This window comes from Microbacterium hatanonis, from assembly GCF_008017415.1.
GTDB classification, from domain to species: domain Bacteria; phylum Actinomycetota; class Actinomycetes; order Actinomycetales; family Microbacteriaceae; genus Microbacterium; species Microbacterium hatanonis.
In genome coordinates this window covers 1-25,379 of record NZ_VRSV01000002.1, presented here as the reverse complement: position 1 = coordinate 25,379, position 25,379 = coordinate 1, and the positions used below count along the sequence as shown (strand labels likewise).

The window sequence follows — 25,379 nt, the reverse complement described above, 5'->3', positions numbered from 1 at the left end:
GCGCGTATCCTTGAGGTGTGGACTCCTACGCCGCCGCCGTGATCTGGTCGCTTCTGCCGACCGTGGTGGTGTCGGTCGTGTTCTACTTCGTGATCCGCAACGTCATCCGCATGGACCGCACGGAGCGCAAGGTCTACGCGAAGATCGAGGCCGAGGAGCGCGCGAAGCGCGGACTGGCCCCCGTCTCCTCCACAGCGACTTCCTCCGAGCGCTGATCCCACCGGTCGCGCCCGTCGTGCGGTCTCGCTCCCTCGCGCCGCTACGCTGAGGGCAGCAGCTCGCCGGGAGGTCTCGTGGTCAGCATCACGTTCGATGCGACGTGGTGGGTCGTCACGATCTTCGTCGTCGATCTGATCATCCGCATCACCGCGATCATCGTGGTGCCGCGCAACCGGCGGCCCACGGCCGCGATGGCGTGGCTGCTCGCGATCTACTTCATCCCGTTCATCGGGGTGCTGCTGTTCCTTCTCATCGGCAACCCGCGGTTGCCGAGGAAGCTCCGCCGCAAGCAGGCGGCGATCAACGAGTACCTCCATGACACGAGCGACTCGCTCGACTTCGGAACGCTCCGCCCGAACGCCCCGCACTGGTTCACCGCGCTGGTGGGTATGAACCGCAACCTGGGTGCGATGCCGTTGGCGGGCGACAACGACGCGCGCATCATCCACGACTACCAGGAGAGCCTCGACGCCATGGCCGAGGCCATCGGCCGCGCCGAGCGCTACGTGCACGTCGAGTTCTACATCCTGCAGTCGGATGCGGCGACCGAGGGCTTCTTCCGCGCACTCGAGCAGGCGGCGGCCCGGGGTGTGGTCGTTCGCGTGCTTCTGGATCACTGGGCGAACCGGGGCAAGCCCTTCTACAAGCAGACCCTCGCGCGACTCGACGCGATGGGGGCCCGATGGCACCTCCTGCTCCCGGTGCAGCCGCTCAAGGGCAAGTACCAGCGCCCCGATCTCCGCAACCACCGCAAGCTCCTCGTCATCGACGGCGACCTCGCCTACATGGGTTCGCAGAATGTCACCGACTCCACATACAACCTGCCGAAGAACATCCGCCGGGGCCTGCACTGGGTCGACCTCATGGTGCGCGTGCAGGGTCCGGTCGTCGCCAGCATCAACGCCGTGTTCCTCAGCGACTGGTACAGCGAGACCGATGAGATCCTCACGGAAGAGATCGATCTCGCCAGCGTCACGTCGGGTCCGGGCGACCTCGACTGCCAGATCGTCCCGTCGGGCCCGGGCTTCGATTTCCAGAACAACCTGAAGCTGTTCCTCGGGCTCCTCCTCGCGGCCGAGGAGAAGATCATCATCGTCAGCCCCTACTTCGTGCCCGACGAGGCGCTGCTGCTCGCGATCACGACCGCCTGTCAGAAGGGCGTGCACGTCGAGCTGTTCGTCTCCGAGGAGGGCGACCAGGCCATGGTCTACCACGCGCAGCGGAGCTACTACGAAGCCCTCCTGCGAGCAGGCGTGAAGATCTGGATGTATCGAAGGCCCTACATCCTGCATTCCAAGAGCCTGACGATCGACGACGACGTCGCCGTCATCGGATCGAGCAACATGGACATGCGCTCCTTCGGTCTCAACCTCGAGATCTCGATGCTCGTACGCGGCGACGAATTCGTCCGCGACCTGCATGCCGTCGAAGACATGTACCGCGATCTGAGCCGTGAGCTCACGGTGGAGGAGTGGCGCAAGCAGCCGCTGCGTTCCACCGTGCTCGACAACCTCGCGAGGCTGACCTCCGCGCTGCAGTAGCGCGCAGCATCCGCCCCTGCGTCGTGCGTCATGGCGCCTTTCTGTGCAGGATGGGAGCACGCCCCCACTCGGAAGGTCCGCCTCAATGACACGCACGACGTCGATCCTGGCCGCAGCCGCCTCGCTCCTCCTGCTGGCCGGAGGTCTCGCCGCATGCGCGACCCCCTCCGCCCCCGGGTCCTCTTCCGGAACCCCCGCGGCATCGCCCTCGGACGACGCGAGCGCGCCGGCCGACGCCGACATCGACGCAGCCTGGCTCGGTGGCGGGACGATGATCGCCGTCCTGACCCGGGGAAGCTCGACGTGCGTGCCGGTGGCCTCCGACGTCGCCTACGCCGACGGGGTGCTGACTGTGGAGCTCGCCGATCCGCCGGCAGACCAGGCGTGCACGCGCGACTACGTGCTGCGGGCCTTCGCCGTGGTCGTGCCCGAGGGCGTCGACCCCGCCGAGGATCTCGAGATCGCCGTGTCGGGCACGGAGGCGAGCGGATCGACCGAGCTGGCGGGTGTCGCCGGGCTCGTCCCCTCGGACGGTCTCGAGGACGGCGGCGTCCCGACCGCCGGCTGGAGCAGCGCCGACGGCGTGTTCGCCCTGCTCACCTGGGGGTCGTCCGGATGCCCGCCCGTCGTGCAGGACGCCCTCGTGAGCGCGCCGGGTGAGATCACCGTCACGCTGGCCGAGTCGCCCGCCGACAGGATCTGCACGAGCGACTTCGCCCCGCGGGTGACGCTGGGGGAGGTCCCCGGCATCGAGAGCGACACCGCCTACGAGCTGGTGCTCCAGGGCGACGGGCTCGAAGGAACCCGCATCCCGGTCGCCGGCGTGAACTGAGCGCGACGACCGGGACTCGCGTCAGACGACCGGCGCCTCCTCGGCGTCGTCGGGGTCTGCGCCCGTGCGGATGACGGCGACCTCCGCGACGCGGCGCCTCTCCATCTGCTGCACGCGCAGGGTCGCGTCGGGCACGGCGACGGTGTCGCCGACCGCCGGAATGCGTCCCAGGCGATCCATGATGAAGCCCGCCAGGGTGTCGTAGGTTCCGCGTTCGAGCTCGACGCCCGAGGCCTCCTCGAAGTCCTGCAGGTTCAGGCGCCCGTCGAACGTGCCACCCGCGGGGTCGTCGGGGTTGGCTGCTGCTTCGACGTCGTACTCGTCGAAGATCTCGCCCACGACCTCCTCGACGAGGTCCTCGAGGGTGACGATCCCGTCGGTCCCGCCGTATTCGTCGACGACGACGGCGATGTGCAGCTCTTCGGCACGCATCTTGGTCAGCGTCGGCAGCACCCGCGACGATGCCGGCAGGTAGCTGATCTCGCGCGCGATCTCCGACACGGCGCGCGTCGGGTCGGCGGACGCGGCGTCGTAGAGATCGCGGACGTGCACGAACCCGATGATGTCGTCGATCGACGAATCGGTGATCGGGTAGCGGGAGTAGGGGAGATGCTGCACGCGTTCGACGGCGTCGGCGATGGTCATCGCGACGTCGAGGGCGATCACCTCGAGGCGAGGGCGCATGACCTCGCTGATCTGCCGATCGCGCAGTGACAGCACGTCGTCGAGGATGCGTCGCTCGTCCTCGGGCAGTCCGCCGTGGCTCGAGACGATGTCGCGCAGCTCGTCGTCGGTCATCTCGTCGGCGTTCTTGTCGGGGTCGCCGCCGAGGAGGCGTACAAGCGCGTTCGTCGACACCGACAGCAGCCAGATCACCGGGCGCATCAGCACGGCGAACCCGTTGAGCACGGGGGCCACGGCGTAGGAGAACTGGGCGTTGCGCTGGATCGCCAGACGCTTGGGCACCAGCTCGCCGAGCACAAGCGAGAAGTAGGCGATGACAAGCGTGAGCACGACCGTCGAGACGCCGTCGGCGACCTCGGGCGTCATGCCGATCGCGACGAGCAGCGGCTCGAGGTAGGGCGAGATCGACGATGCTCCGTAGGCGGCCGAGAGGAACCCGGCCACGGTGACGCCGATCTGCACGGCCGAGAGGAAGCGGTTGGGGTTGCGCGCGAGGGAGGCCACCTTCTCGCCGCGCTTGCCGCGCGCGGCGATCGCGTTGAGCTGGCTCTCGCGAAGGGTGACGAGCGCCATCTCGGTGGCGGCGAAGACGCCGCCGATGAGCACGAAGACCAGAACCAGGACGATGTTGAAGATCAGGTCGCCGCTCACAGTGCGACTCCGATCGTGCGGGATGCGCCCAAATGGGCGCCGGGTCTATGACTGTCGGGGTCTCGCTTCGCGCGTCGGTTCATGGACTGAGGATATTCGGCAGCCGGTTCGCGTAGCCGAGGATTCCCCGACAGCCCGCTCGTGCGGTAGTGCGCAGCATCCGTCGTCACCCACGGTGCCACGAGACCCACGGATCGGCTGAGACATCGCGCCAGGCGGGGCGTTTCGGCCGATCCCTGTGTACAGAGAGGATGCTGCGCGTCAGTCGCGCGCGAGCACCAGGAGGTCGCCGGGCTCGCACTCCAGGGCGCGGCACACGGCCGAGAGGGTCGAGTAGCGGATCGCGCGGGCGCGGTCGTTCTTCAGGACGGAGAGGTTCACGACACTCACCCCGACGATCTCGCTGAGGCGCGTGAGGGTCATGCCGCGGGCGGCGAGCAGCTCGTCCAGCCGGCAGTGGATTCCAGTGGGGCCCTCGTCGTCTGCCGCGGGGCTCATACGAGACCCGCCGTCTCGCGCTGGAGACGCGTGCCGATCTGGAACGCCCCCGCGACCAGGCCGATGCCGAGTCCCCACCCGATGGGCCCGAGGTCGAGCGCGAACGAGAACGCGGAGAAGCCGCCCGCTCCCGTGATGACCTGCGGATCGCCGAGGAAGGCGACCGTCTCGGAGCGGGCGAGGGCCCCGACGAACTGCGAGCCGATCCCGCCGACCATGATGGCGATGGCGACGATCGCGAGCACCCATGGAAAGGTGCGGGTGAACGGGCGTCCACGCAGGAGGGCGAGCGCGAGCCAGGCGACGGCCACGGCGATCGTGAGTCCGATGAGCGTGGTCAGTGCCTGCTCGCCCCACAGCAGCCAACGCGCTCCCGCGGGGAGATTGGCGACCTCGATCCACGCCGTCTCATAGCCGGCGTCGACGGGGGCGTCGGATGCGCGGAGGATCGGCGGGTACTCGCCACCGCTTACGGCGATGCTGTTGACCCGCACCGCGGCAGTGTTCGCGAGCTGCACGCCCGAGGCGATGAGCCCGTACAGCGACAGGGGGATGCCGAGGAGGGCGCCGCTGCCGATGACCGACACCACGACCGTTTCCGGGAGGCTCAAGGGACTGTCGTGCGACCACGTCCGGCGCACCGATCGCACCACGAGCGCCGCGGCACCGACGAGCGCGACGACGGCGGCGATGGCGAGAAGCAGATTGACCGTGCCCAGATCCATCAGACGAGCCCCTCGGTCTCGCGCTGCAGCCGGTCGCCGACCGTGAACACGGTGCTGGCGAGGGCGGCGATGAAGGCCAGCAGGAGCAGCGGGAACAGATCCACCGACATCACCGCGTTGTCGAACGTGCGATCCGAGATCCAGGCGAACGCCCCGTTCGCGCCCATGTTCGCGAAGAACGGCACCGCGCAGAAACCGAGCAGCCCGACGATCCCCGCCGTCGAGACGAGCGCCGTGTTCGTGCGCGAGAAGATCGTGCCCCGCACGATGTTCTTCGTCAGCCACAGGAGGGCACCGACCACCACGAGAACCGTCGCGACGAGGGCGATCTGCTCGATCACGAGTGCGATGACGGATGCGACGGGCAGCTCCGGCGCGATGAGCCGGGCGGTCGCGAGTTCCACCGTCACGGCGGCGCCGTCGGGGCCGAGCGGTGCCTGGGCCCGTGTGCCGTCGAAGACGGCCGTCACCGGTACGTCGCGGTTCGGAACCACTTCGAGCACGCGTCGGACGGCATTGACCACCACCCACACCGCGATCACCGCGCCGCTGACCATGAATCCGATCAGGGCGGCGGCGTCGGGGCGGGAGAGCGCGCGTTCGGTCTTCGTCTGGGGGGACATCATCGCTCCATATCGATCAGCGTTACTAACGAATATCGATAACAACGATAAACGATACGTCTGTCGTGTCAACCGCGAGTTCCCGGCCTCACGCCGGCGGCGCTATGCCCCCAGCGAACACGGGGCCCCAGCTCCCGGGCCGTCGTTACTCTCGATGTACGGCGCGGGGCTGTGCGCCTGCCACCCCCACAACGCCTGTCAGCCCACACCGGAAAGGGACTGAGGATGTTCGAGAGATTCACCGACCGTGCTCGTCGCGTGGTTGTGCTCGCCCAAGAAGAGGCGAAGATGCTCAACCACAACTACATCGGCACCGAGCACATCCTGCTCGGTCTCATCCATGAGGGTGAGGGAGTCGCCGCCAAGGCCCTCGAATCGCTCGGCATCTCGCTCGACGCGGTGCGCGAGCAGGTACAGGACATCATCGGCCAGGGTCAGCAGCAGCCGACCGGCCACATCCCCTTCACGCCGCGCGCGAAGAAGGTGCTCGAGCTGTCGCTGCGCGAAGCGCTGCAGCTGGGCCACAACTACATCGGCACCGAGCACATTCTGCTCGGGCTCATCCGCGAGGGTGAGGGAGTCGCCGCTCAGGTGCTCGTCAAGCTCGGCGCCGACCTGAACAAGGTGCGCCAGCAGGTCATCCAGCTGCTCTCCGGCTACCAGGGCAAGGAGCCCGCCGCCGTCAGCGGCGCAGCGAACGAGTCGGGGCAGGCCGCACAGGGCGGCTCCGCCGTGCTCGACCAGTTCGGCCGCAACCTCACTCAGAGCGCCCGCGACAACAAGCTCGACCCCGTGATCGGGCGCGAGAAGGAGATCGAGCGGGTCATGCAGATCCTCTCGCGTCGCTCGAAGAACAACCCCGTCCTCATCGGTGAGCCGGGCGTCGGCAAGACCGCCGTCGTCGAGGGTCTCGCGATCGCGATCGTCAAGGGCGATGTGCCCGAGACGCTCAAGGACAAGCAGGTCTACTCCCTCGACCTCGGATCGCTCATCGCCGGTTCCCGCTACCGCGGCGACTTCGAGGAGCGCCTGAAGAAGGTCACCAAGGAGATCCGCACCCGCGGCGACATCATCGTGTTCATCGACGAGATCCACACCCTCGTCGGAGCCGGTGCCGCCGAAGGCGCGATCGACGCCGCATCCATCCTGAAGCCGCTCCTCGCCCGCGGAGAGCTGCAGACGATCGGTGCCACCACGCTCGACGAGTACCGCAAGCACTTCGAGAAGGATGCTGCGCTCGAGCGCCGTTTCCAGCCGATCCAGGTCGCCGAGCCGAGCCTGCCCCACGCGATCAACATCCTGAAGGGGCTGCGCGACCGCTACGAGGCGCACCACAAGGTGCAGATCACCGACGGCGCGATCGTCGCCGCGGCGAACCTCGCCGACCGGTACATCTCCGACCGCTTCCTCCCCGACAAGGCCATCGACCTGATCGACGAGGCCGGCGCGCGCCTGCGCCTGTCGATCCTCTCGAGCCCCCCGGAGCTCCGCGAGTTCGACGAGAAGATCGCCAAGGTCCGCCAGGACAAGGAGGTCGCCTCCGAGGAGCAGGACTTCGAGAAGGCCGCGTCGCTGCGCGACGAGGAGAAATCGCTCCTCGCCGAGCGCCTGCGCCTCGAGAAGCAGTGGCGCACGGGCGACGTCGCGTCGCACGCTATCGTCGACGAGGGTCTGATCGCCGAGGTTCTCGCGCAGGCCACCGGCATCCCGGTCTTCAAGCTCACCGAGGAGGAGTCGAGCCGGCTCGTCTTCATGGAGAAGGCGCTGCACCAGCGCGTCGTCGGCCAGGAAGAGGCGATCTCGGCCCTCGCGAAGACGATCCGTCGTCAGCGCGCCGGCCTCAAGGACCCCAAGCGCCCCTCGGGCTCGTTCATCTTCGCCGGCCCGACCGGTGTCGGTAAGACCGAGCTGGCCAAGGCGCTCGCCGAGTTCCTCTTCGACGACGAGGGCGCGCTGATCTCGCTCGACATGTCGGAGTACGGCGAGAAGCACACCGTCTCGCGTCTGTTCGGCGCCCCTCCCGGGTTCGTCGGATTCGAAGAGGGCGGCCAGCTCACCGAGAAGGTGCGGCGCAAGCCGTTCTCGGTCGTGCTCTTCGACGAGATCGAGAAGGCGCACCCCGACATCTTTAACTCGCTGCTGCAGATCCTCGAAGAGGGTCGTCTGACCGATGGTCAGGGCCGCGTCGTCGACTTCAAGAACACGGTCATCATCATGACCACCAACCTCGGTTCGTCGGCCATCGCCGGCGGCCCGGTCGGGTTCCAGGTCGAGGGCAACGCGCAGACGAGCTACGAGCGCATGAAGGGCAAGGTCGACGAAGAGCTGAAGCGGCACTTCAAGCCCGAGTTCCTCAACCGCGTCGACGACGTCATCGTCTTCCCGCAGCTGTCGAAGGACGAACTGGTGCAGATCGTCGATCTGTTCACCAAGCGCCTCGCCGACCGTCTGCTCGACCGCGATATGACGATCGAGCTGTCGCAGGCCGCCAAGGAGAAGCTCATCGAGATCGGGTTCGACCCGACGCTCGGTGCACGCCCCCTCCGCCGGGCGATGCAGCGCGAGGTGGAGGACCGCCTCAGCGAGCAGATCCTGCACGGCGAGCTGAACTCGGGAGACCACGTCAAGGTCGAGCTCGAGAACGGCAAGTTCACGTTCGAGACGACGCCTCGCGGCGACAAGGTGGCCGTCGGTGTGGCCACCGGCGGCGAGATCACCGCGACGCCCGACATCACGGCGACGAGCTGACACGACGGCCACGAACGAAGGGGCGGATGCTGCGAAGCATCCGCCCCTTCGTCGTTCCGGTCGGCGCCGGGCGTAGGGTTGCAGGATGAGTTCGTACACCGTGCGTCCGGCTCGCACGGGCGACGTGCGAGCGATCCGCGACCTGCTCGAGCCGTTCGTGCAGCGGCGGATCCTCCTGGGCAAAGACCTCGTCGTGCTCTACGAGGCGGTGCAGGAGTTCGTCGTCGCCGAAGACACCGACGGACGGCTCATCGGATGCGGCGCGCTCCACGTGATGTGGGAAGACCTCGCCGAGGTGCGCACTCTGATCGTGGCCGATGGATGGCTGCACCGCGGCGTCGGCCGGCTGATCGTCGATGCGCTGGAGGACCGTGCGACCACTCTCGGCGTGCGACGTCTGTTCTGCCTCACGTTCGAGGTCGACTTCTTCGAACGACGAGGGTTCGCCCCCATCGGCGAGCAGGTTGTCGACCCCGACGTGTACTCGCAGCTCATCCGCAGTCCCGACGAGGGCGTCGCCGAGTTCCTCGACCTGGCGCATGTGAAGCCGAACACACTCGGCAACACGCGAATGCTGAAGACGCTCGGAGCCTAGGCGCGCCGAACGGGTGCTGGGCGCTCCCGCGCCTACCCTGAGATCATGAGCGGTTCCACCTCTCGGCGCAGAAAGCACTCGCCGGCCGTCTACCGGCGTCGACGTCTCGTCGTGCTGCTCACAGCGCTGATCGTGGTCGCCGGGCTCGTGTGGCTGTTCATCGCGCAGCCGTGGCAGAGCTCCGCATCGACTCAGACCCTGCCGGTGTCGTCGCCGTCGCCGTCGTCATCGCCGTCGGCGAGCGAGTCCGCCGCACCGGAGACCGACGCCGAGACCCCGGTGCCGGAGGCCGAGGCCGAAGAACCGGCGCCCGAGCTCACGCCCAGCGCGGAGCCCTGCATCGCCGCCGATCTCCTCATCGAGGCGGTGACCGATCAGACCGTCTACGCCGCCGGGCAGAATCCGCAGTTGTCGATCCGACTGACGAACCAAAGCACGACCGACTGCACGCTGAACGTCGGCACGAGCGCTCAGGCGTTCACGATCTCGAGCGGGCCCGACATCTGGTGGCGCTCGACCGACTGCCAGACCGAGCCGAGCGACATGACGGTGCTGCTGTCGGCGGGCCAGCAGGTCACCAGCGCTACCCCGCTGACCTGGGACCGCACCCGTTCATCGGTGGACACCTGCCAGGGAGATCGGCCGCAGGCTGCCGGTGGCGGCGCGACCTACCGCCTCAGCGTGGCGATCGGCGGGCTGTCGTCGTCGAATACGGCGGCATTCCAGCTCGAGTAGCGAATTTGTCCCCCAAACGGTGGACAGACGGACCGGATTGCCGTGGATATCCTGAGGGAGTTCCCCGCAAACGGGCGTCTCGTCACTGTCCCCAGCAGGTAGCACTCGACCGTCCCCAACGGACCGAGTTCGAGCGTTCGCGGGAAGCAGTGGGCCCTCTCGAATCTTTCAGCCCCCAACTGGGCGATTCGAGAGGGCCTTTCGCATGGCCACGAACGATGCGATCGGGTCGACGGTACACGCCGGCTCCGGTCGTGTCGAGGGGGCCCGTCGTCATCGGAGGAGCCCCAAGCCTGCCCGGGTAGGTTGGTGTGATGCCCGGTAAGAAGCGCGGAAGAAAAGCCTCCGACCTGGAGTTCCGCAACACCGCCCTGACGGACGCACTGCAGACGCAGGACATGGCCGCCGTCGCGTTCGCGCTGCGGCACGGTCCGACCGTGGCGCCGCTCATCCGCGTGGGTGCGCTCGACGATCCTCTCGACGCGGGTGACGTGTGGACCTATCGCGACCCGAACACCGGCGACGTCGCTCTGCTGCTATTCAGCGATGCGGCGCACAAGCCCGAGACGCTGCCGCCCGATGTCGCGCTGCAGTCGCCCGCGTGGCTGCGGGCGTTCCTCACCGCTCACGAGAACGCGATCACGACCGTGTTCCTCGACATCGCCGGGCCGCACCCGCTGCAGTCGTCGCCGACCGATCTGCTGGCAGCGCTCGAGGCCTGATCGGCGCCCGGGTCGACCCCGCAGCCGGTTCGTGGCAGACTCGGCCGAATGGAGTTCCTGATCGTGGGCGCCGTGTGCGCCGCAGGCCTCGTTTTTCCGGTCGCGCTGAGTCTCGCCGACCCGCGACGGCGTCGTCCCGGTCGGAACTAGCCTCGACCCCATCCCCGATCAGAAATCGGGCTTGTCGTCGCGCCGAGGGGCGTGACGCAACTGCAGGTCGTTCAGGGCGCCGCTGAGGCTCTTCGACCGCTCATCGACGAGATGGCGATATCCGAGTCGCGCGGCTTCCGATCTCCGTTGCGCCGACTGCGTGACCGGGCGGATCTCACCGGCGAGGCTGAGCTCGCCGACCGCCGCCGATTGCGGGGGAGTGGCCCGATTGTTCATCGCGCCCGAGACGGCGATCGCGATCGCGAGGTCGGCGGCGGGCTCGACGAGGCGGACCCCGCCGACGGTCGAGACGTAGACGTCGTTCTTCGAGACATCGAGACCGGTGCGCTTCTCGAGCACCGCGAGCACCATCGCCACGCGGGCCGAGTCGACGCCGCTGACGATCCGCCGCGGATTGGGTGCCTGGGTGGGTATGGTCAGCGCCTGCACCTCGACGGGCAGTGCGCGGCGCCCCTCCAAGGCGATCGTCACGCACGTGCCGGGAACGGGGTCGCCGTGGCCGAGGAAGAGACTGCTGGGGTCGGGCACCTCGGTGATCCCGTCGCCGGTCATGTCGAAGCATCCGACCTCGTCGGTCGGGCCGAACCGGTTCTTGAGCGCGCGTACGAAGCGCAGCGACGTCTGGCGGTCGCCCTCGAACTGGCAGACCACGTCGACGAGGTGCTCGAGGATGCGCGGGCCGGCGATGGATCCGTCTTTGGTGACGTGTCCGACGATGATGACGGGGAGCCCGCGCTCTTTCGCGGTGCGGATGAGGGTCGAGGCGACCTCGCGCACCTGGCTCGGCTGACCGGCCGCTCCATCGGACATCGACGACGACACCGTCTGCACCGAGTCGACGATCAGGAGCTCGGGCGCGACCTCGTCGACGTGGCCGAGGATCGTCGCCAGGTCGGTCTCGGCCGCGAGATAGAGCTCGTCGTGCAGCGCGCCGGTGCGCTCGGCGCGCAGGCGTACCTGGGCGGTGGACTCCTCGGCGCTGGCGTAGAGGACGCGTCGGCCGGCCCGGGCGCTCTGCGCAGCCACCTCGAGCAGCAGCGTCGATTTGCCGACGCCCGGCTCACCGCTGAGCAGGATGGCGGCGCCCGGAACGATGCCGCCCCCGAGCACCCGGTCGAACTCGCCCACGCCGCTCGTGCGGCGGGGTGCGTCGGTGGTGTCGATCTGTGTGATGGGTCTCGCGGCGCGTGATGCCGTGGGAGCGACGGCGCTGATGGAGCGCAGGATGCCGGTCTGCTCGGCGACCTCGACGACGGTGCCCCATTGCTGGCACTCGGCACAACGCCCGGCCCACTTCGACGTGGTCCACCCGCACTCGGTGCACCGGTACGGTGCGGGGGGAGCGGAGCGTCGGGTGGCCATGGAATCAGGCTAGCCCGCGCCTGCGACATCACGGCCGGTGCGCCTCCGGCCCTGCGGTCGATCGTCGATGTGGGACCGGGACGCGGGACGTGGTTTGCTCGAGGGGTGCCGGGCGACGCACGCGGTCGGCAGATGCGCGGAGGTAGATGATGGGGCCGACGGCCGAACTGCACGTACACATCGAGGGCACCTTGGAGCCGGACCTCCTCGTTCGTCTTGCGCGCCGCAACGGCATCGACCTGCCGACCTATGACGTCGACGAGCTGCGTGCGACCTACGCGTTCACCCGCCTGCAGGACTTCCTCGACGTCTACGAGGCGAACACCGCCGTGCTGCGAACCGATGAGGACTTCGCCGAGCTCGGCGAGATGTACTTCCGCCGCGCAGCGGCCGCGGGAGTAGTCCGAGCGGAGGTCTTCTTCGATCCTCAAGCCCACGTACGGCGCGGTGTTCCCATCGAGGCGGTCGTCGAGGGCCTCGGAGCGGCCGTCGACGCGGCGCGCTCGCGCGGGATGTCGGCCGATCTCATCCTGTGCTTCCTTCGCGATCTCGGACCCGAGGCCGCCATGGAGGTCTTCGAGGCGGCGCTGCCGTTGCGCGACCGATTCATCGGGGTCGGGCTCGACTCGACCGAGGTCGGCTACCCGCCGTCCCTGTTCCGCGACGTCTATGCCCGCGCCGCCGCCGAGGGGCTCCACCGCGTCGCGCATGCCGGCGAGGAAGGCGGACCGGACTACGTGTGGGAGGCGCTGGACGTGCTCGGAGTGGAGCGGATCGACCACGGCAACCGTGCTCTGGAAGACCCGGCGCTCGTCGCCCGGCTGCGCGATGAGGGTGTCGCCTTGACCGTGTGCCCGCTGTCGAACCTCGCTCTGCGCACCGCACCGCCGGAGCTGTCGGCCCATCCTCTGCCGGTGATGCTCGAAGAGGGGCTGCTCGTCAGCATCCACAGCGACGACCCCGCCTACTTCGGCGGGTACGTCGACGACAACCTGCAACAGGTGCGCGACGCCCTGCAACTCGACGACGAGACCATGCGGCGGCTGGCGGAGAACAGCTTCGTGTCGAGCTTCGCCCCCCGCGCGCAGGTCGACGGGTGGATCGCTCAGGTGCGCACCGGGGCGGTGGGCTGACGTGCGCGCGGCGAATGTCACCCTGGGTCGTCGGTGGATGCTGGTGCTGGAGCCCGGTGAGGAGGTGCTCGCAACGGTCACGCGGTGGGCGGAGCGGGAGGGCGTCACCTCCGCGACGGTGGACATGTTCTTCGGGGCGCTGCGCAGCGCCCGCCTCATCGCCACGAACGGGGCGATGGTCGACCCCGAGCCGCCCCTCCCCGATCAGGTGGAGGTCGCCTACCTCGAGGGGGTGGGTGCCGGATCGATAGGAACCGTGAACGGTCGGACGGTCGTGCATCTGCACCTCGCCGCCGGGGCGAAGGGCGAAGGCGGGGCCGCCTACGCGGGCCACCTGCTCGCGGCCGAGACCCATTACACGCTCGAGATGGTCGTGCAGGAGGTGCTCGATCCCGTGTTCCGGCTCGAGCCCGACGCCGTGTTCGGCATCAACTGCCTGCACTTCGACAAGGCGCCGACGGCGTCGTGAGCGGACGCCTGCGCCGAACCGACCCGAACGGAAGCGACCCTTCGACGAGCGCGCTGTCCTAAGCGCCGCGCAGCGACTCGGCCACCGTCGACAGCGCGTCGGCCGAGCGACGCAGCAGCGTGTGCTCGTGATCGGAGAAGGAGGTCTCGGGGATCGGGACCGCGCCGGCGGCACTGACGATGGAGGGCACCGACAGGGCGACGCCGTCGAGGCCGTGGAAGCCGTTCAGCACCGTGCTGACCGGCATGACCGCGTGCTCGTCTCCGAGGACGGCCTCGACGATCCGCGCGCTGGAGAGCCCGATCGCGTAGTTCGTCGCACCCTTTCCCTGGATCACCTTGTAGGCCGCGTCGCGCACGTCGATCGCGATCGCGTCGAGTTCGTCCTGGGTCATCCGCGGGTGGCCGGGGGCCTCCCACTCGAGGATCGGCACCGTGCCGATCGTGGCGCGCGACCAGAGCGGGAACTCGGTGTCGCCGTGCTCGCCCACGATGTAGGCGTGCACGCTCGAGGTCGACACTCCGGCGCGCTTGGCGAGGATCCACCGCAGTCGAGACGTGTCGAGCACCGTGCCGGAGGCGAAGATCCGTTCGCGGGGGAGGTTCGTCGCCTCCTGCGCGAGCACCGTGAGCACGTCGCAGGGGTTGGTCACGATCACGTAGATCGCGTCGGGGGCGGCCTCGAGGAGTTGAGGCATCATCGTGCGGAGGATGCCGGCGTTCGTCGCAGCCAGTTCGATGCGCGACTGCCCGGGGTTCTGCTTCGCGCCGGCGGTGACCACCACGACGTGCGAACCCTCGACGACCGACAGGTCGCTGCCGCCGATGATGTCGCTCGTGCCGGTGAACTGCGTGCCGTGCGCGAGGTCGAGCACCTCGGCCTCGACCTTCGCGGTGGCGATGTCGTAGAGGGCGACGTGCCGGGCAGATCCGCGGATCAACGCGGCGTACGCCACGCTCGATCCGACGCTTCCGGCACCCACGACGGTCAGCTTCGAGTTCTCGATCACGCTCATGGGCTCAGTTTCGCAGGGGGCGGGATGCTGCGCAGGTGTTTTTCTCGACGGTGACCGATCGCCCGGAATCCCGTCCGCAGGCCCGGGGGATGCGACCTGTTCCCGATCCGCGCGGCGAGACGTAGCCTGGCCCGAGACCCGGCGCAGCGCCCGGTCGCGTCGAACGGAGCGGCTGATGGAATTCGGACTTCACATCGCGGACTTCACCTGGGACAGCGGGCCCACCGAGCTGGGGCCGGCGCTGGCCCGGCATGCGCGCAACGCGGAAGCCGCGGGCATTCAGCGCATCACCGTCATGGACCACTTCTGGCAGCTGCCGGGCATCGGACCGGTCGAGCACGAGATGCTCGAGGCCTACGCGACGCTCGGCTTCCTCGTCGCGCATACCGAGAAGGCGCTCCTCCACACACTGGTCACCGGTGTCATCTACCGTGTACCGGCGCTGCTGGCGAAGACCGTGACCACCCTCAACGTGCTCTCGGGCGGACGCGTGGGTCTCGGAATCGGCGCCGCGTGGAACGAGGAGGAGTCGGCCGGTCTCGGCTTCGAGTTCCCGCCGGTGGCCGAGCGCTTCCGCCGGTTGGAGGAGCAGATCCAGATCTGTCTGCAGATGTGGTCGGACTCCGAGGAGCCCTACGAAGGGGAGACGTACCGACTCGGGCGCACGCTCAACTCCCCGCAGAGCATCACTCGGCCGCATCCGTATCTCATGATCGGCGGCAGCGGCGAGCGCAAGACGCTGCGCATGGTCGCCCAGTACGCCGACGCCTGCAACATCTCGTTCTCGGCCGAGTCGGCCCGCAAGCTCGACGTTCTGCGCGCGCACTGCGAGACGGTGGGACGCGACTACGACGACATCGAGAAGACCGCGATGATCCCGGTGACCCCCGCCTCGACGCCGGAGAGCGTGGCGGCGACCGTGCGCGAGATCGCCGACACCGGGTTCACCGCCACCTACGTCTTCGCCGTCCAGATGCCCGATCCCGCGGAGGTCGTCGACCTGATCGCGGGTACGGCCGACCTCGTGGAGAAGGGCTGAGCGGATGCTGCGCTCGCTGCGGGTTCGCGCGAGCCCGTGGCGTGTCGTAAGCTGGTCGGCGGTGACGTGTCCGAGCGGCCGAAGGTGCAACTCTCGAAAAGTTGTGTAGGGTAACCCCCTACCGTGGGTTCAAATCCCACCGTCACCGCCATTTTTTCCAGATCAGCGCCCTTTTTCGGGCGCTTTTCTGCGATTCGGGCGCCATTCGAGGTCGAATGCCACCCGGACCGTGCTCGCACCGAGTATCGAAGCATCGAGAAGGGTTGATCATGGCAACGATCGCGATCGTCGGAGCAGGTCCTGGTCTGGGTGCGGCCGTCGCGCGCCGGTTCGGTCGGGAGGGTCATGCGATCGCGCTGATCGCTCGCGACGCCGCGAAACTCGACGATCTGGCCTCCCAGCTGCGGAGCGAGGGTTTCGAGGCGCGGGGCTACGCGGCGAGCGTGCTGGATGCCGACGCCCTCGAGAACGCGCTGGCTCGTGCGGCCGCCGACCTCGGCCCGATCTCGGTCCTGCAGTACAGCCCGCTCCCCTCGCGCACGTACCTCGAGCCCGTGCTCGATCTCACGCCCGAGCTGGCGATCGAGGCGCTGCGGTTCTCGGCCATCGGACTCATCCACGCGGTCCGCGCCGTGCTGCCCGCGATGCGCGAGGCGCGCGCCGGCAGCATCATCCTCATCAACGGCGGAACCTCCGTGAAGGCTCGGGCCGGGTTCGCCGGGACGTCCGTGGCGTTCCCCTCCGAGAGCGCGTACGGCGAGATGCTGCACGACGCGCTCGCCGACGAGGGCATCGGCGTCTCGCAGCTGGTCATCCCGGGCGCGATCCCCAAACTGAACCTCGACAACGGCATCGACGACGTCGCTGAGCGCATCTGGGAGCTCCACACGACGCCGGGCGACTTCAGGACGATGCTGATCCCCCTCGAGGACGGCCGGGAGTAGCGGCGAACGCCCGTCGAGCCGCGCATCGCGCAGACTCGACGGGCGTTCGGATGAGCCCGGGTGACGTGGGTCAGTCGGCCCGCCAGACCTCAGCCAAGCCGAACCAGCACTCGGAGTCGTACCGGAACGACGCGCCATATCCCACCGTCACGGTGCCGTAATGGACTGCGCCGACCCTTTCGCCGATGCAGCGGAATCCGAGCTGCATTGTGGCATTCGGTCCTGGATTGTTCGCGGTGCAGCTTCCGACGATGTAGCGGCCATCCTTTGCCAGCGAGGAACAGCCGCCGACGCCTGCCTGGGCTGGTGCGGCGAATCCGCCGACGATAAGTGCAGCAGCAATGGCGCTCGCGCCGAGGATTCCACGAATCTTCTTCATTGTTTCTCCTCCTTATCCGACGTAGGTGGGGCTGTAGGTGACTGATTGCGCGCCCCAGCCGCCGCATCCGGTATCCGCTCGGAAGGACGCCCCGTAGTTCAAGGTGACGTAGACATTCCGCACGCCGGTGACGTGGCACGTGACGATGAACTGCATCTGTGCGCCGGAGCGCGGATTGGCGGGCGTGCAGCTTCCGACGATGTAGTCCTGATTCGGAAAGACCGACACGCGGTCGAGACCGAGTGACGAGCAATGAGCAGTGCTCGCCGCCGACGCGGGTGCCGCCGTCAAGAGGGCACCGGCTGCCACTATCGTTGCCGCAATTGCGGTCTTAGAGATCAAGCTTCGAATGTTCACGCAAACCTCCAGTCTGCGGATCCGAAGATCCGCGGTCTTCGTTTGGGCATTCCCCGTTCCTGATCGGACTTCGAATCTACGTACCGTCCGAGCCCTTTCACAGTCGGCTGTTTGGGGGACAGAAAATATCCGCTTCGTGGTTTACCCTGGCCCGCTGAGCACACCGATATCGCCGTCGGTGCGCTGACATCTTGTGTGTCCGGGCCGGGAAAAGCGTCCGCATTCCGCCCTCGCCCGGGCACGACGACGCCGCCGCCCGAGCGCGCGTGCGGACGGGTCTGATACACCGTTTCCGGCCGAGACATCGCGCCAGGCGGCGTGTCTCTGCCGGAACGCGTGTTCGGTCAGCCTCCGGGGCCGACCGGGTCGATCGGAGCTCCGTCGCCGTTCTCGGGCAGGTCCCCGCGCTCGATGGGCGCTGAGGGGACCTCGGGAGCGTCGGAGAAGAGAAGGTCGAGTTCGGCCTCCGACGGCACGTGTACGGCCACCGCGGCTGCCCTCAGGTCGGCGGGCGTCGCCGCGTTCATGCCGGCGACCCAGATCGATGCGCCGTCCCGGACGGCGACGTACTCGTCGAGGCCGCCCGCTGCTCGATGCCAGACGTCGCCTTCTTCCTCCGTGCACGTCACGGGCGCACCGGGTGCATCCCACAGCGGTGTCTCGGCGCAGGCCTCGGCCGTCAGCTCGGTGCGGTCGGTGCGGATGGTGATCATCGACCCGGTGGCCTGGTTGAACCAGGTCGCCGACATCCCGTCGGCCGCGCCCGGGCCGACCGACTGCGGCGCCAGGTCGTAGCCGTCCACGTCGGTCGTGTAGACGAGCTCCGGCGCGATGCCGACCGCGCTCGCGCGCTCCGCGATCACGTCCGCGGCCGCCGCGTCGGCGCCCGGTGCCGTCGACGCGCATCCGCCGAGCGCAACGGCGAGCACGATGCCGGTTGCGAGCATCGTGACGGTGGCGCGGGCTGAACGTCGTCGGGGCATGGCAGCATCTTCGCCCACCGGACTCGGCCCTATCCAGTGGTGATGCGACGCACCGCGATCTCCACCTCGTGTGGATCGCGATCCTGCGAGTCGAGGGCGCGGTGGATCGTGAGCCCCTCGATGAGCGCATCGAGCATGCGCGCGGTCTCGGGATCGAAGTGGCGTCCGAGAGCGGCGCGGCTGCGCTGCATCCATTCGGTGGTGATCGTTCGATAGCCCGGTTCGCGGGCGGCGAGCGTATAGAGCTCGTGCGAGAGGATGAGGTCGCGGTCGTCGCCGAAGACGTCTTCGAGGATGATCGCGGTGACGGCTTCCAGGGCGGTCGCCCTATCGGATGCTGCGGCCATGCGGCGTTCGAACCGATCGCTGATGGTCGTGGCGAACCGGGTGAAGGCCTCTCGGAGGAGGTCGTCCATGCCGTCGAAGTAGTAGGTCATCGCTCCGAGCGGAACGGCGGCCTGGGCAGCGACCTTGCGGTGGGACGTGCCGGCGACACCTGACCGGGAGATGACGTCGAGACACGCGTCGATGATCCGATCACGCCGGTCGGGATCGTTGGGTCGGCCGCGACGGGAGTTCGTGGCGTCATCCTGCGGCGGCACCGACCTAGCCGATCTCTCGGATGACGCGGGCGGGGTTGCCGACGGCGACGACGTTCGCGGGGATGCTCCTGGTGACGACCGAACCCGCACCGATCACCGAGTTCTCGCCGATGCTCACGCCCGGGCACACGATGACGCCGCCACCGAGCCACACGTTGTCGCCGATCGTGATGGGCTGGGCGGCTTCCAGCTTGTCGCGGCGCGGCTGCGGATCGATCGGATGCGTCGGCGTGAGCAGCTGGACGTTCGGGCCGATCTGGCAGTCCTCGCCGATGACGATCGGGGCCACATCGAGTGCGGTGAGGTTGTAGTTGACGAAGGTGCGTGCGCCGACGTGGATGTTCTCGCCGTAGTCCACGAACAAGGGCGGGTTGATGTGGGCGCCTTCGCCGAGGGTGCCCAGGAGATCGTCGAGGATGCCGCGGGCGGCGGGGTCGCCCGCCACGTCGGCGCGGTGATAGGCATCCGCCAGGCGGATCCCCCGCCGGTGCAGGCGCTCGTTCTCAGGATCGTCCGCGACGTAGAGGTCGCCCGCGAGCATCCGCTCGCGGTTGGTTCGTTCGTCTCCGGCGAAGTAGTCGACAGCCATGACAGAGAACCTACACAGAATGTGTACGATCGTACAGAACGGTGCCATCCCGGTCACCGGACGCTGCCTCGTGAAAGGGCGCCCACACCGCCGTGTACTCGCTCCTCCTGGCGATCATCTACATCGCGTTCATCAGCCTCGGACTGCCGGACTCCCTCGTCGGGGCCGGGTGGCCGGTGATGCATCAGGACCTCGGGGTACCGATCGCCTTCGCGGGCATCCTCACGATGATCGTCTCCGCCGGCACCATCCTGTCGAGCCTCGCATCGGAGCGGGTCACACGACGCTTCGGCGTCGGTCTCGTGACGGCGGTGAGCGTCGGGATGACTGGGGCGGCTCTCTTCGGATTCTCCGCCTCCGACTCGTTCTGGATGCTGTGTCTCTGGGCGATTCCGTACGGCCTCGGAGCGGGGGCCGTCGACGCCGCATTGAACAACTACGTCGCCGTGCACTACGCGGCGCGCCACATGAACTGGCTGCACGGCTGCTGGGGGCTGGGCGCGTCGATCAGTCCGTTCATCATGAGCTACGCGCTCACCTCAGGGATGGGCTGGTCGAGCGCCTACCTCATCATCGGCATCATCCAGGCAGCCCTCACCTTCGCCTTGCTGATCAGCATCCCGCTCTGGCGAAAGGTCAATCCGCTGGCGTCGACCGATGACGCTACGGAAACCGGAGCGCCCGAGGAATCGGGAGAAGAGGCGAACCGACGCGGCGCCCACGTTCCGCTTGCGACCGCACTTCGGATTCCGGGTGTCCTGCTGATCCTGGCCGCCTTCTTCGCGTACTGCGCTCTCGAGAGCACCGCGATCCTGTGGGCGTCGACGTATCTGGTCGCCGGTCGCGGCGTCGAACCGGCCACCGCCGCCGCGTTCGCCTCCCTCTTCCTCCTGGGAGTCACCGCCGGACGCTTCCTGGCCGGCTTCTTCGCCGACCGCGTCGGCGACCAGCAGATGGTTCGCGGCGGCTTCGTCACGGTCGGGATCGGCGTCGTGATGCTCGCGCTGCCGGTGGAGACCACCCTGCTCGCGCTCGTCGGGCTCGTGGTGCTCGGGCTGGGATGCGCCCCGATCTATCCCGCGATCATCCACTCGACGCCGGTCAACTTCGGCCGTCGCAACTCGCAGGCCATCATCGGCATCCAGATGGCGGCGGCCTATACCGGCTCCAGCTCGCCCCGCCGCTGTTCGGTGTGATCTCGACGTGGACGGGCGTGTGGATCTTCCCGGTCTTCCTCGCCGTGCTCGTCGCGCTGGGCCTGCTGATGTCCGAGCGGCTGAACCGTCTGGTGCGCCGTCGGGATCGGGTCGGGCAGCCCTAGCCGGATGCTGCGACGGTGAGCAGTCGTTCGCCGGGATCGCTCAGGGCCGCCTCCGACCGAGTCCATCCACGTCGTCATGCCCGATTGGCTAGCATTCGGGGATGGCAACCTCTGGTCCCGTCGATGACGTATCGATCGGCGGTGACGGCATCCGACTCGGGCAGTTCCTGAAGTTCGCGGGTCTGCTCGACTCCGGCGGAGACGTGAAAGAGGCCATCATCGATGGCTACGTGGCCGTGAACGATGAGGTCGACCGTCGCCGAGGGCGACAGCTGCAGGTCGGCGACATCGTCACCTTCGAGGGACGCAGCGTCCGCGTCAGCCCCTGAGCGCCAGCGGCCGCGGCCGCTCTGCGACCTACGGACGGCCCGTCGCGTCACGCACTGTTTACGTGACCGGCCGATGACGCAACATCCCGGAAACACCGGAAGTGTGGGATGGAAACGGTGATTCGTCACTCTGTGTACACCCGACGCACTTCTTGCGTCCCCGCAGAGAGGTCCCGAGATGGATCAAGGCAACACCGCATTCATTCTCATCGCAGCAGCGCTCGTGCTGTTGATGACTCCCGGACTCGCGTTCTTCTATGGCGGCCTCGTCAAGGCCAAGAGCGTCATCAGCATGATGATGCTCAGCTTCGGCGCCATGGGCCTCATCGGCGTCCTCTGGGTGCTGTACGGCTACGCGATCGCGTTCCCCGCGACCGACGTGGGCGTCATGCAGGCGCCCTGGGCGCTCGACATCAACGAGCTCGGCCTCACCAGCCTGCTCGAGACACCGGAGGGCGCGGCCTTCCCGCCGCTCGCCTTCGTCGCCTTCCAGGCGACGTTCGCGATCATCACCGTCGCGCTCGTCTCCGGCGCGATCGCCGACCGCGCCAAGTTCGGATCGTGGATGATCTTCGCCGCCATCTGGGCGACGGTGGTCTACTTCCCGGTCGCCAGCTGGGTGTTCAACTTCGGTCTCGGCGATGACGGCTTCACCTACGGCGGCTGGATCACCTACGGCCTGCAGGAGTGGCTCGGGGTCGGCGCCATCGACTTCGCCGGTGGTACCGCGGTGCACATCAACGCCGGTGCGGCAGCCCTCGCCCTCGCCCTCGTCCTGGGCAAGCGCGTCGGTTTCCAGAAGGGCGTCTACGTCCCCCACAACCCGCCGTTCGTGCTCCTCGGCGCCGGTCTGCTGTGGTTCGGATGGTTCGGATTCAACGCGGGCTCCGAGCTCGCGGCCGACGGCACCGCCGCTCTCGCATTCGTCAACACGATCGCCGCTCCCGCGGCGGCCCTTCTCGCCTGGCTCGTGGTCGAGAAGATCAAGGACGGCAAGCCGACCTCGGTCGGTGCCGCATCTGGTGCGGTCGCCGGTCTTGTCGCGATCACTCCGGCCTGCGGTTCGCTCACCCCCGTGTGGGCGATCGTCCTCGGCCTCGTAGCCGGCGCCGTCTGCGCCCTGGCGATCGAGCTCAAGTTCAAGCTCGGGTTCGACGACTCGCTCGACGTCGTGGGCATCCACCTCGTCGGCGGCCTCATCGGAACGCTCTACCTCGGCTTCTTCGCCATCGACACCGGCCTGTTCATGGGCGGTGACGGAACGCAGCTGCTGGCACAGGCGATCGCCGCCTTCGCGGTCATGATCTACTCGTTCGTCCTCGCCTACATCATCGGCTTCGCGATCGAGAAGACGATCGGGTTCCGCGTCAAGAACGAAGACGAGATCGCGGGCATCGACACCGTCGTGCACGGCGAAGAGGGCTACGTCCTCGCCGACGGCAAGGCCTGACGCACACACGCACGAAAAACGGTGCACCGGGTGGCTCTCGCCGCCCGGTGCACCGTTCGTCGGTGGACGCGACGAGCGTCCGCTTCCCCCTGTGACTTCCGAGGATCGACCCCGTGGACGTTCTCTCCTTCCTCCAGCTGCCTCCGCAGCATCTGAGCGACGGCATCGGCACCCTGCGCGACATCTGGACCGACGGCGGCGCCGGAGCGAGCCTGCGCTGGCTGCTGCGCCTCGTCGAGCTGCGCAGCCCTCACGGGAAGATCTATGCGCCGGCCGGCACCGAGCAGTTGATCATCGGCATCTCGGGGCCGCAGGTGCGGATCGGATCCGGCCGCGGCGTCCCGCTGCGTCGGGACAAGGCCCTGGGTCAGGACGCGCCGTTGATCGAGATGCACCGCCCCGTCGACCGACCCGGGGGCACGAGCAGACTCCTCGTGCTGGCCTTCGATCCGCGCGTCGTGTCGGCGCGGGCCACCTTCGATGATCTCGACGGCGACCGCGCCGTCGAGGCCGGCACCGAGGCGATCGTCGTGCTGAAGGGACACGTCGAGCACGACGGGAAGCGTCTCGATCCCCAGTCGGTGTCCATCCTGCGCGCCCCCGTCACCGATGCGCTGCACGCGGAGGGCGCCCGCATCCTGACCCTGAGGTTCACGGACGTGCGGGAGATCGTGCGGGGCTGAAGCGCAACCGGATCATCAGATTCTTCGACGCAGCGGCGATCGATGATCGTCGCGTGTACGCGATGTCCATCGGCGCTCAGCGCATCGCTGGTGAGAATGGCTGGGAAGTCGCTATCGTTCGCGTTCGAACCGGAGGAGTCCCGTGTCAGACAACAGAGAGTCCGAGCTGCTGGCATCCGTTCCCGATGGGCTTTTCATCGGTGGGGAGTGGCGCACCGCCGAAAGCGGGAAGACGCTCGATGTCATGGACCCTTCGACCGGCGCCGTCATCCGAACGATCGCCGACGCGTCGGTGGCCGACGGCAAAGCGGCGATGGATGCTGCGGCCGCAGCCTTCCCCGCGTGGGCGGCGACCCCCGCGCGCGAGCGCGGCGAGATCCTGCGCCGGGCCTTCGATCTGCTCCAGGCGCGCAAGGAGGACGTCGCCCTCCTGATGACGCTTGAGATGGGCAAGCCGCTCGCCGAGGCCCGCGGCGAGGTGGTCTACGGCGGAGAGTTCCTCAGATGGTTCAGCGAGGAGGCGCCCCGCATCCAGGGTCGGTACGGGCCGAACCCCGAGGGCACCGGGCGGATGATCGTGTCGCAGCATCCCGTCGGGCCGTGCTTTCTGATCACCCCGTGGAACTTCCCTCTCGCCATGGCGACCCGGAAGATCGCACCGGCCCTGGCAGCCGGGTGCACCGTCGTGATCAAGCCGGCCGAGCTGACGCCGCTGACCACGTTGCTGTTCGTTCGCCTGCTCGAGGAAGCGGGACTGCCGGCCGGCGTCGTCAATGTGATCACGACCTCGACGTCGGGCGCGGTGTCCGAGCCGATCATCCGCGACCCGCGCCTGCGGAAGCTCTCCTTCACCGGTTCGACACCGGTCGGACGAAAGCTCCTCGAGCAGGCTTCCGCCGGTGTCCTTCGAACATCGATGGAGCTCGGCGGCAATGCGCCGTTCGTCGTGTTCGACGACGCGGATCTCGACAAGGCCGTCGACGGTGCGATGGCGGCGAAGTTCCGAAACATCGGGCAGGCCTGCACAGCCGCGAATCGCTTCATCGTCCATCGCTCGCTCGCCGACGAGTTCGCGCGGCGGGTCACCGATCGCGTCGCCTCGTTCCGTATCGGTCGCGGGACCGAGGACGGCGTGACGATCGGTCCGCTCATCGATCAGCGGGCGATCGACAAGGCATCGGCCCTGGTCGAAGACGCCCTGGAGCGAGGTGCGACTCTGAACACCGGCGGCTCCGCGATCCCGGGGGACGGCACGTTCTACGAGCCCACCGTGCTGAGCGACGTCAGAGCGGGAAGCGCCATCCTGCGCGAAGAGATCTTCGGGCCCGTGCTCGCGATCGTCCCGTTCGACGACGAGGAGGAGGCGGTGCGGTTGGCCAACGATACGGAGTACGGATTGGTGTCGTACGTCTACACCGAGAGCCTCGCCCGGGGGCAGCGGATGATCGAGAAGTTGGAGACCGGGATGATGGGCCTGAACGTGGGCGTGGTGTCCAACGCCGCCGCGCCGTTCGGCGGGTGGAAGCAGTCGGGGCTCGGTCGTGAGGGCGGCGCGGAGGGCATCCACGAGTACCTCCAGACCAAGTACACGCTGACGCCGAACCCCTCCGCCTGAGCCGCGACACGCCCGGGACGCACCGTGATTGGACGAGTCGGCGATCCCGACTTAGAGTTATATCTGTTCGCCCCAAAGGGTTGAGCGGAGAGGCCGACAGGCCCCGCCCCCTCAAGTGGACGAACATCCCGATCTGGTCAGGCTCTTGAGCAGGACCGACCGCAAGGTCTATGATCAGGAGCCCGGTCACTCCGACCGAGTCAACCACCACTCTTCTCGCTTCGGCGGCTGAGACGCGGATTTGACAGTCGGTGTGGGTGGGATAAGGTAGTGAAGTTGCCCTGCGGGCGAGGCTGATGAGGCTGAGTTGCAGGTGCGTCCGATCCTTGAGAACTCAACAGCGTGCACTTGTCATAATGCCAAAA

General features: G+C 68.0%; 28 protein-coding genes and 1 tRNA gene. 18 read left to right on the top strand and 11 right to left on the bottom strand.

Annotated elements, in window-relative coordinates; genetic code table 11:
• The first annotated feature begins 17 nt into the window (after positions 1-17).
• From FVP77_RS10375 to FVP77_RS10365, 3 genes are all read left to right on the top strand, one after another.
• The gene (locus FVP77_RS10375; RefSeq protein ID WP_147894562.1) at positions 18-215 is read left to right on the top strand and encodes a hypothetical protein; all 198 of its coding nucleotides are present in this window, start codon (positions 18-20) and stop codon (positions 213-215) included.
• A 78-nt stretch (positions 216-293) separates the two neighbouring features.
• Positions 294-1,760 (top strand): cardiolipin synthase, encoded by a 1,467-nt coding sequence (gene cls / locus FVP77_RS10370; protein ID WP_147894561.1) that lies wholly within the window; start codon positions 294-296, stop codon positions 1,758-1,760.
• Between the two features lie 85 nt (positions 1,761-1,845).
• Positions 1,846-2,592 (top strand): hypothetical protein, encoded by a 747-nt coding sequence (locus tag FVP77_RS10365; protein ID WP_147894560.1) that lies wholly within the window; start codon positions 1,846-1,848, stop codon positions 2,590-2,592.
• Positions 2,593-2,613: 21 nt separating this feature from the next.
• Here the strand turns inward: FVP77_RS10365 and FVP77_RS10360 are convergent, their stop codons facing one another.
• From FVP77_RS10360 to FVP77_RS10345, 4 genes are all read right to left on the bottom strand, one after another.
• Positions 2,614-3,927 (bottom strand): hemolysin family protein, encoded by a 1,314-nt coding sequence (locus FVP77_RS10360; protein ID WP_147894559.1) that lies wholly within the window; start codon positions 3,925-3,927, stop codon positions 2,614-2,616.
• A 261-nt stretch (positions 3,928-4,188) separates the two neighbouring features.
• A complete protein-coding gene (locus FVP77_RS10355) occupies positions 4,189-4,425 on the bottom strand; it encodes a helix-turn-helix domain-containing protein (protein WP_121151488.1) in 237 nt (78 codons plus the stop codon).
• On the bottom strand, positions 4,422-5,150 hold the full coding sequence (locus tag FVP77_RS10350; protein ID WP_147894558.1) for a hypothetical protein: 729 nt from the start codon (positions 5,148-5,150) through the stop codon (positions 4,422-4,424). The genes FVP77_RS10355 and FVP77_RS10350 overlap by 4 nt, the downstream gene beginning before the upstream one ends.
• Positions 5,150-5,773, bottom strand: coding sequence for a hypothetical protein (locus FVP77_RS10345; RefSeq protein ID WP_147894557.1), 624 nt, complete (start codon positions 5,771-5,773; stop codon positions 5,150-5,152). Before FVP77_RS10345 ends, FVP77_RS10350 begins: the two co-directional genes overlap by 1 nt.
• A 225-nt stretch (positions 5,774-5,998) precedes the next feature.
• Between FVP77_RS10345 and FVP77_RS10340 the strand changes: the two genes are divergently transcribed.
• From FVP77_RS10340 to FVP77_RS10325, 4 genes are all read left to right on the top strand, one after another.
• The gene (locus FVP77_RS10340) at positions 5,999-8,521 is read left to right on the top strand and encodes an ATP-dependent Clp protease ATP-binding subunit (protein WP_121151493.1); all 2,523 of its coding nucleotides are present in this window, start codon (positions 5,999-6,001) and stop codon (positions 8,519-8,521) included.
• A gap of 85 nt (positions 8,522-8,606) precedes the next feature.
• Positions 8,607-9,116, top strand: a complete 510-nt coding sequence (locus tag FVP77_RS10335) for an amino-acid N-acetyltransferase (protein WP_147894556.1) — start codon at positions 8,607-8,609, stop codon at positions 9,114-9,116.
• Between the two features lie 45 nt (positions 9,117-9,161).
• Complete coding sequence (locus FVP77_RS10330; protein WP_187266901.1) at positions 9,162-9,851, top strand: hypothetical protein; 690 nt, start codon at positions 9,162-9,164, stop codon at positions 9,849-9,851.
• Between the two features lie 314 nt (positions 9,852-10,165).
• Complete coding sequence (locus tag FVP77_RS10325; RefSeq protein ID WP_121151498.1) at positions 10,166-10,573, top strand: dehydrogenase; 408 nt, start codon at positions 10,166-10,168, stop codon at positions 10,571-10,573.
• Positions 10,574-10,741: 168 nt separating this feature from the next.
• On the opposite strand, the gene radA is transcribed toward FVP77_RS10325, so the two are convergent.
• A complete protein-coding gene (gene radA, locus FVP77_RS10320; protein WP_147894555.1) occupies positions 10,742-12,106 on the bottom strand; it encodes a DNA repair protein RadA in 1,365 nt (454 codons plus the stop codon).
• Between the two features lie 146 nt (positions 12,107-12,252).
• On the opposite strand from radA, the gene FVP77_RS10315 reads away from it, so the two are divergent.
• Both FVP77_RS10315 and FVP77_RS10310 read left to right on the top strand, forming a co-directional pair.
• Positions 12,253-13,239, top strand: coding sequence for an adenosine deaminase (locus FVP77_RS10315; protein WP_147894554.1), 987 nt, complete (start codon positions 12,253-12,255; stop codon positions 13,237-13,239).
• Between the two features lies 1 nt (position 13,240).
• On the top strand, positions 13,241-13,708 hold the full coding sequence (locus FVP77_RS10310; RefSeq protein WP_147894553.1) for a PCC domain-containing protein: 468 nt from the start codon (positions 13,241-13,243) through the stop codon (positions 13,706-13,708).
• A 58-nt stretch (positions 13,709-13,766) separates the two neighbouring features.
• Here the strand turns inward: FVP77_RS10310 and FVP77_RS10305 are convergent, their stop codons facing one another.
• On the bottom strand, positions 13,767-14,723 hold the full coding sequence (locus FVP77_RS10305) for an L-lactate dehydrogenase (protein WP_116647229.1): 957 nt from the start codon (positions 14,721-14,723) through the stop codon (positions 13,767-13,769).
• Positions 14,724-14,898: 175 nt separating this feature from the next.
• Between FVP77_RS10305 and FVP77_RS10300 the strand changes: the two genes are divergently transcribed.
• From FVP77_RS10300 to FVP77_RS10290, 3 genes are all read left to right on the top strand, one after another.
• Positions 14,899-15,762, top strand: coding sequence for an LLM class F420-dependent oxidoreductase (locus FVP77_RS10300; protein ID WP_147894552.1), 864 nt, complete (start codon positions 14,899-14,901; stop codon positions 15,760-15,762).
• Between the two features lie 60 nt (positions 15,763-15,822).
• Positions 15,823-15,913, top strand: a tRNA-Ser gene (locus FVP77_RS10295).
• Positions 15,914-16,031: 118 nt separating this feature from the next.
• Positions 16,032-16,706 carry an SDR family NAD(P)-dependent oxidoreductase gene (locus tag FVP77_RS10290; RefSeq protein WP_147894551.1) on the top strand — a complete coding sequence of 225 codons (675 nt, stop codon included), beginning with the start codon at positions 16,032-16,034 and terminating at the stop codon, positions 16,704-16,706.
• A 70-nt stretch (positions 16,707-16,776) separates the two neighbouring features.
• Here FVP77_RS10290 and FVP77_RS10285 read toward each other — a convergent pair whose 3' ends face one another.
• The 5 genes from FVP77_RS10285 to FVP77_RS10265 form a co-directional block, all read right to left on the bottom strand.
• Entirely contained in the window at positions 16,777-17,085 is a 309-nt protein-coding gene (locus FVP77_RS10285; protein ID WP_147894550.1) for a hypothetical protein, read from the bottom strand.
• Positions 17,086-17,097: 12 nt separating this feature from the next.
• Positions 17,098-17,427 (bottom strand): hypothetical protein, encoded by a 330-nt coding sequence (locus tag FVP77_RS10280; protein ID WP_147894549.1) that lies wholly within the window; start codon positions 17,425-17,427, stop codon positions 17,098-17,100.
• Between the two features lie 359 nt (positions 17,428-17,786).
• Entirely contained in the window at positions 17,787-18,425 is a 639-nt protein-coding gene (locus FVP77_RS10275; protein ID WP_147894548.1) for a hypothetical protein, read from the bottom strand.
• Between the two features lie 29 nt (positions 18,426-18,454).
• On the bottom strand, positions 18,455-19,027 hold the full coding sequence (locus tag FVP77_RS10270; protein WP_147894547.1) for a TetR/AcrR family transcriptional regulator: 573 nt from the start codon (positions 19,025-19,027) through the stop codon (positions 18,455-18,457).
• A gap of 4 nt (positions 19,028-19,031) precedes the next feature.
• Complete coding sequence (locus FVP77_RS10265; RefSeq protein WP_147894546.1) at positions 19,032-19,616, bottom strand: sugar O-acetyltransferase; 585 nt, start codon at positions 19,614-19,616, stop codon at positions 19,032-19,034.
• A 92-nt stretch (positions 19,617-19,708) separates the two neighbouring features.
• On the opposite strand from FVP77_RS10265, the gene FVP77_RS10260 reads away from it, so the two are divergent.
• From FVP77_RS10260 to FVP77_RS10240, 6 genes are all read left to right on the top strand, one after another.
• Positions 19,709-20,812, top strand: a complete 1,104-nt coding sequence (locus FVP77_RS10260; RefSeq protein ID WP_246134074.1) for an MFS transporter — start codon at positions 19,709-19,711, stop codon at positions 20,810-20,812.
• The gene (locus FVP77_RS17180; RefSeq protein ID WP_281290328.1) at positions 20,809-20,937 is read left to right on the top strand and encodes a hypothetical protein; all 129 of its coding nucleotides are present in this window, start codon (positions 20,809-20,811) and stop codon (positions 20,935-20,937) included. The genes FVP77_RS10260 and FVP77_RS17180 overlap by 4 nt, the downstream gene beginning before the upstream one ends.
• A 101-nt stretch (positions 20,938-21,038) precedes the next feature.
• Positions 21,039-21,266: an RNA-binding S4 domain-containing protein gene (locus FVP77_RS10255; RefSeq protein WP_147894545.1), complete on the top strand. Its 228-nt coding sequence runs from the start codon at positions 21,039-21,041 to the stop codon at positions 21,264-21,266.
• Positions 21,267-21,444: 178 nt separating this feature from the next.
• Positions 21,445-22,716: an ammonium transporter gene (locus FVP77_RS10250; protein ID WP_147894544.1), complete on the top strand. Its 1,272-nt coding sequence runs from the start codon at positions 21,445-21,447 to the stop codon at positions 22,714-22,716.
• 113 nt (positions 22,717-22,829) lie between these two features.
• Positions 22,830-23,399, top strand: coding sequence for a hypothetical protein (locus tag FVP77_RS10245; RefSeq protein WP_147894543.1), 570 nt, complete (start codon positions 22,830-22,832; stop codon positions 23,397-23,399).
• 142 nt (positions 23,400-23,541) lie between these two features.
• The gene (locus FVP77_RS10240; protein ID WP_147894542.1) at positions 23,542-25,014 is read left to right on the top strand and encodes an NAD-dependent succinate-semialdehyde dehydrogenase; all 1,473 of its coding nucleotides are present in this window, start codon (positions 23,542-23,544) and stop codon (positions 25,012-25,014) included.
• The last annotated feature ends 365 nt before the right edge of the window (positions 25,015-25,379 follow it).

Coding starts and splice junctions, on each gene's coding strand:
- FVP77_RS10315 (WP_147894554.1), top strand. CDS start 12,253: ATGATGGGGCCGACGGCCGAACTGCACGTACACATCGAGGGCACCTTG.
- FVP77_RS10250 (WP_147894544.1), top strand. CDS start 21,445: ATGGATCAAGGCAACACCGCATTCATTCTCATCGCAGCAGCGCTCGTG.
- FVP77_RS10350 (WP_147894558.1), bottom strand. CDS start 5,150: ATGGATCTGGGCACGGTCAATCTGCTTCTCGCCATCGCCGCCGTCGTC.
- FVP77_RS10305 (WP_116647229.1), bottom strand. CDS start 14,723: ATGAGCGTGATCGAGAACTCGAAGCTGACCGTCGTGGGTGCCGGAAGC.
- FVP77_RS10340 (WP_121151493.1), top strand. CDS start 5,999: ATGTTCGAGAGATTCACCGACCGTGCTCGTCGCGTGGTTGTGCTCGCC.
- FVP77_RS10365 (WP_147894560.1), top strand. CDS start 1,846: ATGACACGCACGACGTCGATCCTGGCCGCAGCCGCCTCGCTCCTCCTG.
- FVP77_RS10330 (WP_187266901.1), top strand. CDS start 9,162: ATGAGCGGTTCCACCTCTCGGCGCAGAAAGCACTCGCCGGCCGTCTAC.
- FVP77_RS10265 (WP_147894546.1), bottom strand. CDS start 19,616: ATGGCTGTCGACTACTTCGCCGGAGACGAACGAACCAACCGCGAGCGG.
- FVP77_RS10290 (WP_147894551.1), top strand. CDS start 16,032: ATGGCAACGATCGCGATCGTCGGAGCAGGTCCTGGTCTGGGTGCGGCC.
- FVP77_RS10355 (WP_121151488.1), bottom strand. CDS start 4,425: ATGAGCCCCGCGGCAGACGACGAGGGCCCCACTGGAATCCACTGCCGG.
- FVP77_RS10255 (WP_147894545.1), top strand. CDS start 21,039: ATGGCAACCTCTGGTCCCGTCGATGACGTATCGATCGGCGGTGACGGC.
- FVP77_RS10325 (WP_121151498.1), top strand. CDS start 10,166: ATGCCCGGTAAGAAGCGCGGAAGAAAAGCCTCCGACCTGGAGTTCCGC.
- FVP77_RS10345 (WP_147894557.1), bottom strand. CDS start 5,773: ATGTCCCCCCAGACGAAGACCGAACGCGCGCTCTCCCGCCCCGACGCC.
- FVP77_RS10285 (WP_147894550.1), bottom strand. CDS start 17,085: ATGAAGAAGATTCGTGGAATCCTCGGCGCGAGCGCCATTGCTGCTGCA.
- radA (WP_147894555.1), bottom strand. CDS start 12,106: ATGGCCACCCGACGCTCCGCTCCCCCCGCACCGTACCGGTGCACCGAG.
- FVP77_RS10335 (WP_147894556.1), top strand. CDS start 8,607: ATGAGTTCGTACACCGTGCGTCCGGCTCGCACGGGCGACGTGCGAGCG.
- FVP77_RS10300 (WP_147894552.1), top strand. CDS start 14,899: ATGGAATTCGGACTTCACATCGCGGACTTCACCTGGGACAGCGGGCCC.
- FVP77_RS10275 (WP_147894548.1), bottom strand. CDS start 18,425: ATGCCCCGACGACGTTCAGCCCGCGCCACCGTCACGATGCTCGCAACC.